This window comes from Psychrobacter sp. DM8 (assembly GCF_051307025.1).
GTDB lineage: Bacteria > Pseudomonadota > Gammaproteobacteria > Pseudomonadales > Moraxellaceae > Psychrobacter.
Window position 1 is genome coordinate 96,555 of the sequence record NZ_CP195538.1, and the last position, 12,978, is coordinate 109,532.

The 12,978-nt window shown below is 44.5% G+C and carries 10 protein-coding genes; 4 read left to right on the plus strand and 6 right to left on the minus strand.

Annotation, left to right across the window (positions count from 1 at the left end; all coding sequences use genetic code 11):
* Positions 1–601: 601 nt before the first annotated feature.
* The 3 genes from pnp (at position 602) to ACR64J_RS00475 (ending at position 5,220) form a co-directional block, all read left to right on the plus strand.
* Positions 602–2,725 carry a polyribonucleotide nucleotidyltransferase gene (gene pnp, locus ACR64J_RS00465; RefSeq protein WP_435950003.1) on the plus strand — a complete coding sequence of 708 codons (2,124 nt, stop codon included), beginning with the start codon at positions 602–604 and terminating at the stop codon, positions 2,723–2,725.
* Between the two features lie 317 nt (positions 2,726–3,042).
* On the plus strand, positions 3,043–4,197 hold the full coding sequence (locus ACR64J_RS00470; protein WP_435950004.1) for a restriction endonuclease: 1,155 nt from the start codon (positions 3,043–3,045) through the stop codon (positions 4,195–4,197).
* A gap of 99 nt (positions 4,198–4,296) precedes the next feature.
* Entirely contained in the window at positions 4,297–5,220 is a 924-nt protein-coding gene (locus tag ACR64J_RS00475; protein WP_435950005.1) for a glutaminase, read from the plus strand.
* A 139-nt stretch (positions 5,221–5,359) separates the two neighbouring features.
* Here ACR64J_RS00475 and ACR64J_RS00480 read toward each other — a convergent pair whose 3' ends face one another.
* The 6 genes from ACR64J_RS00480 to ACR64J_RS00505 all read right to left on the minus strand — a co-directional run bounded on the left by ACR64J_RS00480 (position 5,360) and on the right by ACR64J_RS00505 (position 11,378).
* Entirely contained in the window at positions 5,360–6,337 is a 978-nt protein-coding gene (locus ACR64J_RS00480; protein ID WP_435950006.1) for a hypothetical protein, read from the minus strand.
* Between the two features lie 256 nt (positions 6,338–6,593).
* Complete coding sequence (locus ACR64J_RS00485; protein ID WP_435950007.1) at positions 6,594–7,502, minus strand: haloalkane dehalogenase; 909 nt, start codon at positions 7,500–7,502, stop codon at positions 6,594–6,596.
* Positions 7,503–7,675: 173 nt separating this feature from the next.
* Positions 7,676–8,245: a hypothetical protein gene (locus tag ACR64J_RS00490; RefSeq protein ID WP_435950008.1), complete on the minus strand. Its 570-nt coding sequence runs from the start codon at positions 8,243–8,245 to the stop codon at positions 7,676–7,678.
* A 16-nt stretch (positions 8,246–8,261) separates the two neighbouring features.
* Complete coding sequence (locus ACR64J_RS00495) at positions 8,262–8,873, minus strand: hypothetical protein (RefSeq protein ID WP_435950009.1); 612 nt, start codon at positions 8,871–8,873, stop codon at positions 8,262–8,264.
* 63 nt (positions 8,874–8,936) lie between these two features.
* Positions 8,937–9,194, minus strand: a complete 258-nt coding sequence (locus tag ACR64J_RS00500; RefSeq protein WP_435950010.1) for a YheV family putative metal-binding protein — start codon at positions 9,192–9,194, stop codon at positions 8,937–8,939.
* Positions 9,195–11,378 (minus strand): M3 family metallopeptidase, encoded by a 2,184-nt coding sequence (locus ACR64J_RS00505; protein ID WP_435950011.1) that lies wholly within the window; start codon positions 11,376–11,378, stop codon positions 9,195–9,197.
* Positions 11,379–11,799: 421 nt separating this feature from the next.
* On the opposite strand from ACR64J_RS00505, the gene ACR64J_RS00510 reads away from it, so the two are divergent.
* A complete protein-coding gene (locus ACR64J_RS00510; protein WP_435950012.1) occupies positions 11,800–12,912 on the plus strand; it encodes a hypothetical protein in 1,113 nt (370 codons plus the stop codon).
* Positions 12,913–12,978 lie beyond the last annotated feature (66 nt).

A 12,978-nucleotide genomic window follows, 5' to 3' on the forward strand; every position in this document is an offset into this window, starting at 1 on the left:
TCGATAAGATATCTGAGTATTACAAAAGCGGTGTGGAATAGATTCACGCCGCTTTTTTATGGCTGCTATTTTATCTAAGTGACAAGGTTTGAGCCAATTGTGCGATTAATTGGTCAAGGGCGATAAATCACTGTAAAATAATGCCTTGTGAATTTGTATCCTGATATAGCTTAAGCTGACCCTTTTTAAAATGAGCGTCGTTAGGCGCTTTATAGAGACAAAGGCTTAGGTAACATGAGCATAAAAAACAGAATTTGAACCAGTACGAGTAGTAACAGATAATTGAGCGATCACAGCGATAGGGAAAAGCTCTTTATTTAAAGCAAAATAATTGATAGATGAATGAGATAGCAATTTAGCACTTATAGTTGATTTACTCTAAAAATGATATAGCGCTGCTGGGATGCTATTTTTTACGTGAAGTTGCGCAGCGTTGAAAGGTAATAGCACGCCAGTAAAATTTATACCAGTAGCTCGTCTAAATTTATGACAATTTTACTTTGAACTGACTATAGTATTTAAAACTTAGCACTTAAAAATTTAACGACTGATGACAGACTCTTTATACGGATATTATCAGTCTCAATACTAGGAAACTTATATGACAATGTTTAATACAGTGAAGCGTGAATTTCAATACGGTAATCAGCAAGTCGTCATCGAGACAGGCCGCGTTGCCCGTCAAGCCAACTCGATTATGGTACATATGGGCGGCGTGACGGTACTGGTTGCCGCAGTCGTCAAATCAGATCCAAAAGAGGGTCAAAACTTCTTCCCGCTAACGGTCAACTACCAAGAAAAAATGTACGCGGCAGGTAAAATCCCAGGGGCTTACGGCAAACGTGAAGGCCGCGCCAGCGAGTTTGAAACCCTAACCTCACGCTTGATCGACCGCCCAATTCGTCCGCTATTCCCTGAAGGCTACGTCAACGAGATTCAAATTACCGCGACAGTTGTGTCATCGGATAAGACCCAATCTGCTGATATCGCAGCTCTAATCGGCGCGTCTGCTGCACTCGCTATCTCTGATGCGCCATTCAATGGTCCAGTCGCCGCCGCCCGTGTTGGTTTCATCGGTGGTGAATACGTCCTCAACCCAACGCTTGAGCAGCTCAAAGAAAGTGATCTTGATCTAGTTGTCGCGGGTACTAAGTCTGCGGTACTTATGGTTGAGTCTGAGGCCGCTGAGCTATCAGAAGATCAAATGCTAGGCGCGGTACTATACGGTCATGAGCAGCAGCAAATCGTCATCGATAACATTGCTTCAATGGCACAAGAGATTGGCACCGCCAAGCAGCAGTTCGAAGCGCCAAAGGCAGACGCGTCGCTTGAGAGCAGCATGAAAGAGCAGTTCGGCGCGCAAGTGGCTGACGCTTATACCACTACAGATAAGCAAGAGCGTTACGCCAAGCTCGATGACGTCAAACAAGCGGCTATCGATGCTCTAGCAGGTGATAAAGAGTCAGAGGACTACAGCAGCAATGTCTCCAAGCTCAAAGATATCTTTAATGATCTCAAATACCGCACCGTTCGTGACAATATCTTGTCAGGTAAGCCGCGTATCGATGGTCGTGATTTAGATACTGTCCGTGCGCTTGACGTACAAGTTGGCGTATTGCCATACACGCATGGTTCAGCGCTATTTACTCGCGGTGAGACTCAGGCTCTGGTCACAACGACTTTAGGTAACAGCCGTGATGTGAATATGATCGACTCACTAGGCGGCACGATTCGTGATCATTTCATGCTGCATTATAACTTTCCGCATTTCTCAGTCGGTGAGACAGGCCGCGAAGGTATCCCAAAACGCCGCGAAATCGGCCATGGTCGCCTAGCGCGCCGCGGTGTGCAAGCGATGCTACCAGATAGCGAACGCTTCCCGTATGTCATCCGCGTCGTATCTGAAATTACTGAGTCAAACGGCTCGTCTTCTATGGCCTCTGTTTGCGGTGCAAGCTTGGCATTGATGGACGCAGGCGTACCGATCAAAGCACCAGTTGCTGGTATTGCGATGGGTTTGGTTAAAGAAGGCGAGCGCTTTGCGGTACTATCAGACATCTTGGGTGATGAAGATCATCTAGGCGATATGGACTTTAAAGTCGCTGGTTCTAAAGACGGTATCACAGCCCTTCAGATGGATATTAAAATCGAAGGCATCACGCCTGACATCATGGAGCAGGCGCTGAAGCAAGCCCATGCCGGTCGTATTCATATCCTTGACGCGATGAATAAAGTATTGCCAGAGAGCCGTACTGAAATCAACGCTCATGCACCGAACTATGCGGTCATCGAAATCAACCCTGATAAGATTCGTGATGTCATCGGTAAAGGTGGTGCGATGATTCGTCAGCTCACTGAAGAAACTGGCGCGGTTATCGATATCGATGATGCGGGCACGATTCGTATCTTTGGTGAGAACAAAGCAGCAACCAAAGCGGCTATCGGTAAAATCGAGGCGCTAACGGCTGAAGTTGAAGTCGGCAAAACCTATGAAGGCACGGTCGCTCGTATCGTTGACTTCGGTGCGTTCGTTAACGTCTTGCCAAACACTGATGGTCTCGTGCATATCTCACAAATCGCAGAAGAGCGCGTCGAGAATGTCTCTGACTATCTAAAAGAAGGTCAAAAGGTCAATGTCTTCGTCCAAGACGTCGACAACCGTGGTCGCATTAAGCTGACTATGAAAGGTATTGAGCAAAATGTAACGGCTGATACTGCTGAATAAGTACTTTTTTTTGATTTAGAAAAACCGCTCTAGCTTTTTGGTTAGGGCGGTTTTTTTGTGGAAACATTTTAGATATTAAGTTTTGGCGTAGGCTGGGCTTTTAGCCCAGCACATAGAACTGTAAAAAATAAATATAGTTTTCGTAGGGTGTGCCATGCGCACCACTGGATAAGTTATCGTTATACATCGGTGCACTGGGCGCACCCTACGTTTACTATCGATTAAATTTCATATAGATTGATAGACATTCTTGCATCTTTGTAGCATATTAAATCTTTATAATTTTATCTTAGTATTAAATAGAGTAAGAGTACTATATGAGCCAACAAACACCATCGTTTTCAAATTTTTTAGCTGAATATGTTAATTATCTTTTACAATATAAAAACGAAGGACGAGCAAGACATATAAATGGAGGACGAGTTTCCCAAAGTAAACTTCTTGAGAGAGTGTGTGAAAGGTTAAATTTTAATCACAGCGCAATTGAATTTAAAACTATAAAACTTACTTCAGACACTATTGTAGACAATGAATACTACTATTATCAGACTTACGAAGAACTGGCTCTAGAGATTTTGATCGCATCGGGTTACGTTGTTAAAAAAAGATTAAAGGCTGGCACAAGGTATAATTTATCTGATTCTATTGTAGTACCATTAAAGAGTTTTGATATAGATTATATTTCTATAAAAGCACTAAGAGTAATGGCGAGTAGTTTGATACATAATCATCTAGAGGATTTAGTTTATCACTCTAAAAATGGTTATTGTGGGGATGACTTAGTAGCAGAGAACATGTTAGTTAGAATAGACAACATGATGAAAAAAATGTATGGCAAGGATGGCGACCCTCTTATCAAAGAACTAATAGCAGCTTTAAAAGAAGAAATAAACTGGATTTTAAATAGTAAAGGTAAATTAGAATTTGTGCTAACAGATTTCGATAGCTGTAATATAGAATCTAAAAAAGCCAATTGTATAGAGAGTCTTAAAAATCAACTTCTAGAAAAAATAAAGTCCATAAATCCTGAACAGTTTGAAAAGCTGTCAGCACAAGTGATATATGAGCTGTTTCCTAAAGCCAATGTTGGAAATGCTTTAGTACACAACGGAAAATCAGGTGATATGGGCATAGACTGTATCGTTACAGTTCAAGATTACTTAGGTCATCCAGTGAAATACTATATCCAATGCAAACGTTATACATCGAACAATATAGGTAGCCCCGATTTACAAAACTTTATAGGTAGTCTTGCGCCCTACTCACTAAGACAAGGGATATTCATGACAACAGCTAAATTTACTAAAGCAGCCTATGAGTATCATAAATCATTAGAACATCAATATACTATAAGGTTAATTGATGGTGACAGTATGGTTAGTTTAATGATTGAAAACCGTATCGGTGTGATTGAAAAAAATGTAAACACGGTATTGGCTATTGATGAAAGTTATTTTAATAAACTGGTCTAATTCTTAGTAAATGGAAATTTTCTTATTCCTCTTTATATTTACTAATTCAGTTAAAATCATGCCTACTTAATAAATCAATAAAAACACGGCTATCCCTTTATGATGCAACAAATCCTAGATGACATCGCCGCCCAAATGGCGCTTAAGACCGAGCGCGGAAAAGTAGCGGACTACATTCCGCAGCTGGCGCATGTCGATCCTAACCAGTTCGGTATCGCTGTCGCGACTCCTGATGGGCAGGTCTATAGCGCAGGGGATGCCAGCACGCTATTCTCGATACAAAGTATCTCCAAAGTATTTACGCTAACTATCGGCCTTAGTAAGCTTGGCAGTGCGCTGTGGAATCATGTTGGTCGTGAGCCCTCAGGCGACCCCTTTAACTCCATTACCATACTCGAGTACGAATCGGGCAGACCGCGTAACCCCTTTATTAATGCAGGGGCGATTGCGGTGGTCGATGCCATCACTATGGGACGCGAGCCAAAAGAGATATTGGATGAGATTTTACAATTTGTGCACTTTATAGCAGACGACGAGTCGATCAGCTTTGATTATAAAGTCGCAAGATCTGAGATTGAGCACGAGGATCGCAACGCCGCACTTGCGCATTTTATGAAGTCTTTTGGGCATCTGCAGCATGACGTCGATGCCATACTTAATACCTACTTTCATCAATGCTCGATTGCCATGAGCTGTGAGCAATTAGCTCGCGCTGGTCTATTTTTGGTCTCTAACGGTATCAATGAACCCACAGGAGCCAAGGTGATCAGCCCGCAGCAATCTAAGCGGATTAATTCACTGATGATGATGTGTGGTCATTATGATGGCTCTGGGGAGTTTGCCTATCAGGTGGGTCTGCCGGGCAAAAGCGGCGTCGGTGGCGGCATTCTAACAATCGCGCCGGGTAAAGGCGCAATCGCAGTATGGTCACCTGGCCTAAATCCAGTAGGTAACTCAGAACTTGGCACAAAAGCGCTAGAGCTACTGGTAGAAAGAACAGGCTGGTCGGTCTTTTCAAACTAAAAAATTATCTCATAGTAAGTAAAGATACCGATATAGACATTTACTATGACTTTTAACGCATAAAAAAATCCAATGCTAAACGCTTAAATAAACGCCTAACATTGGATTTATCACACTCTAAACTTACAAGATGAAACGGTTACTCTTGGTTTAGATCATCAATCATGCTTTGATACTTCTCTTTTCTACTGGCGATCTTACTACGCTCTTCTTCTACATTGGCGATGAGTTTTTTGGCGACATCTACGCTTTTATCAAAGGCAGCCAGCTCCATATCTACCATAGCGATTAAGCGCTCTAGCGTCATAGCTGTGGCTTTTTCAGTGACGCCATTGGTGATGCCCATTGCTTCTGACATAAAGTCTTCTCTGAGCTTATTGGCCCACTGAAAGAGACCTGCCATCGACATGTTAGCGTTGTCTTCATCAGACTGCGCTTGGTCATTTGCATCATTTTGTTCGGCGTCGCTCTTCTGCTCAGCAGCTTTATCAGACTTGTCACTTTTGCTAGACGTCTCTTTTTGGGCAGCATCGTCAGCTTTAGCTTCGCTGTCTTTTTTTGCGGTTTCTGCTTTGGTAGCTTTGCTCGCTTTTTTCGGCGCTTGTTTTTTATCAGCTTTGCTATCGTCTTTAGCATCAGCTTTGCTATCGTCTTTAGCAGTTTCTGCTTTTGCTGATTTATCGTCTTTTTTAGGGGCTTGCTCTTTTACAGAGGCTTCAACGTTATCCGCTTCTTTATCTTTATTAGCGCTTTGAGTATTGCTCTTATTATCTGACTCGTTCTTAGCGTCAGTATCTTTAGCTTTACTTGTGCTTTGAGTCTTGTCTTGGTTTTGGGGCTTGTCTTGATTTTTAGCTTTATCGGCCGCTGGCTTATCGTTTTTGGTCGCACTATCGGCTTTGTTTGGAGCTGGGGTGGTTTTCGCTTTATCGTCCTGAGCTTTTTTGTCTTGCTCTTCGCCCTCTTGGTAATCATGCTCAGCATTGTATTCATCAAAGTTACCGTCTTCAAATACTACGGTATCGTCTTTGACGACTTCTACGCCAACGACGGCTTTATTATCGGTCGCTTTTTTTACATTGTTATCGTTACTGTTTTTGGGATCATTGTTTGACATGGCTTGTTATCCTTAATTAAGTTTAAATGTATTAAATGTTGATAGTTCACTTATGAGAAGGATACTAAGCTAAGCGCATTTGATTATCAATATATGGATATAAATCTACTGTCTAAAGTGTACAGGAAGATACATGCGCTGATGTGAGGTTCAAATAGTTCAAACAGTGACGCGGCAAAGGGCGACATCTGTAATCAAGATGCCGCGCCGTCATGCAAGATGATTTGATATTAAGGTAATATTAAATAGTTTAATACTAGGGATTGTCAGCGATAAAGGTAACTAGCAGCTCGGCCAATGGTTCGCCTTGATCCTCTTGTAAAAAATGACCGCCATTGGTAATAGTCGTATGAGCTTGGTTTTGAGTACCTGGTATGAGCTTTTGCATGATTTTATCACCGCCTTTGGTAACAGGGTCAGAGTCGCTAAACAAGGTGATAAAAGGGTTATCCCATGTGCTAAGTACGCCCCAAGCTGCGCGGTTATCACTTGAGGCAGGGTCATCCGGTGTAGTCGGTACGAGCACGGGGAATTGTCTTGCGCCTTCTTTGAATGATTCATCAGGGAAGGGCGCGTTATAGGCATCGATAATATCTTGTGATAGCTCGGTTACAGTGCCGCTATTGATGATGCTGCCGACATGGAACTCTGGCGTATCTTGTGAGAACTGCTGCCACTTGCGAAAGCCCTCGCCAGGATCATGATCGCCAGTAGGGAGCATAGTATTGCCTGCAGCAACGCGTGCAAATCTATCAGGATTGTCCGCGACTAAGCGCAGACCAATGAGCCCGCCCCAATCTTGGCAAAACAGCGTGATACGGTCTAACTTTAACTGATCGAGTAGCGATTGCATCCAGTCGACATGACGCTGGTAAGTGTAGTCATTGCGATCAGCAGGCTTGTCCGAGCGCCCAAATCCAGGCAAGTCTGGCGCAATAACGCGGTGTCCTGCTGCTGTCAAAATCGGTATCATCTTGCGATACAGATAACACCATGACGGCTCTCCATGGAGCAGGAGAATAGGGTCAGCGTCCTTGCTACCTTCATCAAGATAGTGCACACGTAGCTCGCCGCCCTCAGTATCATCAACCATCAGATAGTTCGGTACAAAGTCAAAATCAGGTAGGTTCTCAAACTGCGTATCAGGGGTTCGTAGAGTTTTCATAGGACGTCCTTATCCTTAAAAATAAATATGTACAGCTTATAGAATAGCATTGAACCGATTGTCAAAACTATATTTCTAAACACGCTAAGTATGCATTAGCCTTGTCTCAATTAACGCCGCCTTAATTAATGTCAACTTAATTAGCGCCGCCTTAATTAGCATAGTATTCGCTATTAGAGCTTTACGCTTTTAGGCACATGGATATCGATACGTAGTTTCGGTAACTCTTGTAGATGCTGGGTAATAAGGGGTAGCGTGATATCCTGCCAGTCCAAGGGCAGCCTGGTTGTCATGTGCTCTTTTGCATCATTCAAACTAGCATTAATAGAAGAGTTGTCAAATAGCAGCGGACGGGCGAGTAGGGCCGCTTTACGCACGCCTTGATAGCGTATCAGCGCCATAAGCTGATCGGATAAATCACTAAGTGCTTGTGTCAGCCAAGCGGTGCGCGCCCGATGGTAAGGATGATCTGATATGACTAAGTTAGCGATATAACTGGGCTTATTATGACTACCAACGCCTAGACCTGAGTGCTCACGCGTGCATTTGTGTATTGAGCAGGTTCCTGTCTTTAGGCTGCCATCGATACAGGCCTTGCGGTAGTGCCGATAGTTATCAGGATAAAGGGACTTGGTGCGGGCAAGGACAGGATCTAATAACGTGCCTGTAGTATTCACAGGTAAAACGAGCAGCTGTACGCTACTGCTTAGAATAGGCGCATGTGTTAAGTGGATAGTCGCCATATTAGCTATTCCTAGTTTATTCTATCGTTGCTCGGGCTCGCTTTTGCGCCTCTAACTTTTGTGCTTCTAACTGAGCAATTTGCGTTTCTAATAGCGCGATTTGTTCGGCCTTCATTTGAGTGAGCTGTTTTGTCATCGCGATTTGTTCAGCCGCGAGTCGCTCTTGTTCAGCGAAACGCTGTTTTTCGTCCTTTAAGCGGTCAATCTCTTCTTTAGCCAGGCTATTGGTCTTAGGCAATGGCGCTTCTATGATTTTTTTAGGACTAGGAACCGCTATTGTTTTGACAGCAAGCGTATCATTGTCGTTTAAAGTGTCGATAGTAGGACTATTGGTACTGTTAACACTATCATTATCTATAGTTTTATCAGAAGGTACTACTGGCGAGGAGACGGGCTGAGCTGCTCTTATTTGCTCCTCTACTGTCGATATGTCAATGGTTGTTCCTTGTTCGTCCATGTTATCAGCAGTAGAGCGCAGCCATAGCAGGTAAGCTAGAATAATGATCGCTAGTATCAGAGCGATGGCAATCCATAATATCTGAACAGGTTGGCGTTTGGGCTTGGAGTATCGGCTAAAGGTAGGGCGCGGTTTGTGTGATTTCATACCATCGTTAATAGGAGTTGTCATGAGTTGTGGTTATGATAGCAAACTCAAAATAAAAAGCCTATCTAAGCTAGATAGGCGGTTAAATTAAGGTTTAAATTTTACCGTACCGCTCGTACCTGTAGTCATAGCATCGCGTACGAGTTGATCTTGCGCGTGGTTTTGAGCACTAATGGCGTCAGGGTCAGGACGGTGTTCGCTATGATCGCACTGTATGCACTCAATGTACTCATCAGGCTCTGGGGTGACAATATTGACCTGTACGATAACGTCTAGTGCTTGGCATTTGGGGCAGCGTACCCCAGCCAAGAACTGCCGTTTTGGACGAGTGGATTGATAGCGCATTTATGCCTCCTGATCCATATTAGACTCATCATTTTGGGCAAAGCCGCTATGACGTAGTAGCGCCTCTATATTGGCGCTGCGCCCACGAAAATTCTCAAAGTTAGTCTTAGCAGGGAAGCTACCACCAACGGACAAAATAGTCTCGCGGAACGCTTTACCCGTAGCAGGATTGAAGATACCGTCCTCTTCAAACTTGCTAAAGGCGTCCGCTGACAATAGCTCAGCCCACTTATAAGAGTAGTAGCCCGCCGCGTAACCGCCCGCAAAGATGTGACTAAAGCCATTGGCAAAACGATTGTAATCAGGCGTCTGTGTAATAGCGATGTCACCGCGAACCTCGTTGAGCGTCGCTAAGATACCGTCATAATCAAGCGCTGGCGTATGCGCATGTATCAATAAATCAAACAGCGCGAACTCAACCTGACGCAAGGTTTGCATACCGCTCTGGAAGTTTTTGGCCCCAAGTAAGGCATCAAGCTTATCTTTGGGTAAGGGCTCGCCTGTATCGACATGACTACTAATGAGCGCGATACCCTCAGAATCCCACGCCCAGTTCTCCATAAATTGACTAGGCAGCTCGACGGCATCCCACTCAACGCCGTTGACTCCTGCGACATCGCCGACACTGACTTGCGTGAGCAGATGATGCAAGCCATGACCAAACTCATGAAACAAGGTAAGCACTTCGTTGTGCGTGAGTAGGCTTGGCTTTCCGCCGAGCGCTGGCGTGAAGTTACCTACCATAAAGCAGACCGGTAGCTGCTCATATCCTTGCTCGTCATGACTATAGCGAGACTGAAAGCCGCTCATCCAAGCGCCGCCACGTTTGCCGCTACGAGCAAATAAGTCAAAGTAAAAACCGCCAACTAAGCGATCATCGTTATCGAATAATTGATAAAAACGCACATCGTCATGCCAGCGCGAGGCTGCAGTAACGTCACTTATCGTGGCATAACTCTCTTGCTCTTTGACTGTGATGCCGTACAAGCGCTCTACGATAGCAAACAGTCCATCGATGACTTTTGGCAGAGGGAAGTACGGACGTATCTCCTCTTGCGAGAGACTAAATTTATCTTGCTTAAGCTTTTCTGCGATATAAGCGTTGTCCCAAGGTTGCAAATCAGTGATGCCATAATTACGAGCGCAATCTTGCAACTGCGTCAGATCCTGCTTGGCAGTTGGCGTCGCCTGCTTGGCTAAATTGCGCAAAAAAGTCTCAACCTCTGCCACGCTGCCCGCCATTTTGGTCGATAGCGAGACCTCAGCATAATGGTTAAAGCCTAGTAGCTCAGCTTTTTGCTGGCGCAATGTGAGTATCTGACTCATCACCTCAGCATTGTTCAGCGAGTCGCCGTCTTTGTTGGTATGAGTATCGAACTCGGAGGCGCGAGTGACGTAAGCGCGGTACAGCTCGGCGCGCAAATCACGATCATCGGCGTGCGTCATAATTGCCAGATACACAGGAATATTAAGCGTCGCCACATAATAAGGCGTCGGCAAGGCGTCGACATCCTCTTGCGTCAAGCGACCCGCTTCTAACTCGTTTGCTTTAAACTGCTCGCCGGCATCTGCAAGTAAGGACAATCCGCTATCGGTCAAGCCTGCTAATTGCTCTGCGCTCAGCGGTAGCGCGTATGCTTGAGTGGCGTCCAAGATATGATCTGAGAATGTCGCTGATAGCGTGGATAGCTCGCTTTGAACAGCGGCGAACTTCTCTTGCTCAGCTTTTGGTAGCGCCACACCTGATAGCTCAAATCGGCGTACGGCAAGCTCAATGGCGCGGCGGCGTGCAGGCTCTAACTCTGCAAAAAACGTCTCATCATCGATAATAGCTTGATAGCGATCAAATAGCGGCTGATGCTGGCCTACGCGCGTACCATAAGCTGAGAGCTTAGGCAGTAGCTCATGATGCACATGACGGATCTCATCATTACTCATCACGCCGTTCAAGTGCGAGAGCACGCCCCAGCTACGATCTAATCTTAAATTAATATGATCAAATTCTAGGACGTCACGTAGCGCAATATCTGCACTAATAGGGGTAAAGTCTTTATCTTGAAAACTTGTCAAGGTATCCAAAAAATCATTGGCTTGCTTTATAGCTTGATTGACTTGCGCCTGTAGCGTTGTAGGAGAAGCATCCAAAAAATTGACAAGGTTTAATCTAGGGTCTAAAGCACTCATAAGGGTATCCATTTGACTGAGATCATTATTATGATAAGTATTCAATAAGGTTATATGGATTAAAGATGGGTATGTCTTGACAAAAATACAAGCTGCTAGCAACCAGTGATGAGCAATGCAATCTGACGCACTTAGACATAAGCTTAAAATAGGCGCAGAACAGTATCTTGCATTTATTGCTATTGCTTACAAAGCGTCATCATTTGCTTGCAAACTAATCATACATCTGTGCAGGCGGTCTGTTAGTATCAGAGGTGGTACTAAGAAAAAACATATGACTAAAAGTACTAATACAGGTGCCTATTCACCGTTATCCGCTAGATAGTGTCAGATTAAGATGACGACCATTTATAGTGGTAATGCTTTAATAGAGTACCAATACAAAAGGTTTATTAACGATAATAAAATAAGGAATGCATCTATGAAAGCAACACTTAAAAGTTTACGCGAGACCAAAGCCAATCCAGCCGTGAGTATCTTTGTTAAGACCCACCGCGAGCATCCTGCCAATGAGCAAGATCCTATCGCCCTCAAAAACCAATTAAAAGTTGCAGAAGAGCGCTTAAATAATGAGTACGATAAGCATACAGCGACCACGATCATGGATAGTATTCATGCAAAAACCAATGATCTTAATCATAACTATAATCTAGATACTCTTGCTATTTTTGCTAGCGTCGATGATGTGCAGCTCATCCGTATGCCGCTTGACACTACAGAGCGCGTGGTGATCTCAGACAGCTTTGCAACGCGTGACTTGGTTCGTGATATGGCAAGCGCAGTACACTTTTATACCGTTGTGTTGACTCGTGATGTCGCGCGCTTAATCGAGGCGTCAAATGATCGCGTCGTTGCTGAGTTTGATAAAGATGATGACAAGCAAAACAATATGGAAAACATTGCCTTTCCTGTCGAAAACAATGGCTTATATACCACCAGTGATGGCGGCTCAGATCGCTCGGCGAATAACGAGAGCAGTCATCTAAAAGAGTTCTTTAACCAAGTGGACAAGAGCGTGCAAGAGCTATGGGGTGAGCACAAATTACCACTCGTTATCGTCGGCGATGCCAAAAATATCGGCTACTATAAAGAAGTTTGCGATCGTCCAGACAACATTATCGCTACGGTCTCCAACGTGACTAATCTAGATGATGGCAGCGCGCAGCATATCGTTGATGGCGTTCAAGAGGCAGTAGAAGAGTATCGCTCATCACTACATCAAGAGGCGATGGGTGAGATTGACAAAGCTCGCGGCGCTGAGATGCTACGTACTGACTTGCAAGAAGTCTATCGCGGCGCGTTCCAAGGCGCAGGCGAGACGCTATATGTACGTCGTTGGTACATCCAACCTGCCAAAATCGATGAAAAAGCGCAGACGCTAACGGTAGTTGACGACGCAGCTGGCGAAGGCGTTACTGATGACGCTATCGGCGTGATTATTGAGCATGTCATTCACAATGGCGGCGACGTGGTGTTCTTGCCTGAGGAGATCATGGGCGAAGATCAACCGATTGCTCTGGTCACCCGTTATTGATATAGCACTTGGTCATATAACTAAGTATCATAAAAGTACAATAAAGGAGCATTGGTTCATAACGAG

What these genes read in the sequence shown, in the direction of transcription:
- pnp (WP_435950003.1), top strand. Translation starts at nt 602, where the DNA reads ATGACAATGTTTAATACAGTGAAGCGTGAATTTCAATACGGTAATCAG.
- ACR64J_RS00470 (WP_435950004.1), top strand. Translation starts at nt 3,043, where the DNA reads ATGAGCCAACAAACACCATCGTTTTCAAATTTTTTAGCTGAATATGTT.
- ACR64J_RS00475 (WP_435950005.1), top strand. Translation starts at nt 4,297, where the DNA reads ATGATGCAACAAATCCTAGATGACATCGCCGCCCAAATGGCGCTTAAG.
- ACR64J_RS00480 (WP_435950006.1), bottom strand. Translation starts at nt 6,337, where the DNA reads ATGTCAAACAATGATCCCAAAAACAGTAACGATAACAATGTAAAAAAA.
- ACR64J_RS00485 (WP_435950007.1), bottom strand. Translation starts at nt 7,502, where the DNA reads ATGAAAACTCTACGAACCCCTGATACGCAGTTTGAGAACCTACCTGAT.
- ACR64J_RS00490 (WP_435950008.1), bottom strand. Translation starts at nt 8,245, where the DNA reads ATGGCGACTATCCACTTAACACATGCGCCTATTCTAAGCAGTAGCGTA.
- ACR64J_RS00495 (WP_435950009.1), bottom strand. Translation starts at nt 8,873, where the DNA reads ATGACAACTCCTATTAACGATGGTATGAAATCACACAAACCGCGCCCT.
- ACR64J_RS00500 (WP_435950010.1), bottom strand. Translation starts at nt 9,194, where the DNA reads ATGCGCTATCAATCCACTCGTCCAAAACGGCAGTTCTTGGCTGGGGTA.
- ACR64J_RS00505 (WP_435950011.1), bottom strand. Translation starts at nt 11,378, where the DNA reads ATGAGTGCTTTAGACCCTAGATTAAACCTTGTCAATTTTTTGGATGCT.
- ACR64J_RS00510 (WP_435950012.1), top strand. Translation starts at nt 11,800, where the DNA reads ATGAAAGCAACACTTAAAAGTTTACGCGAGACCAAAGCCAATCCAGCC.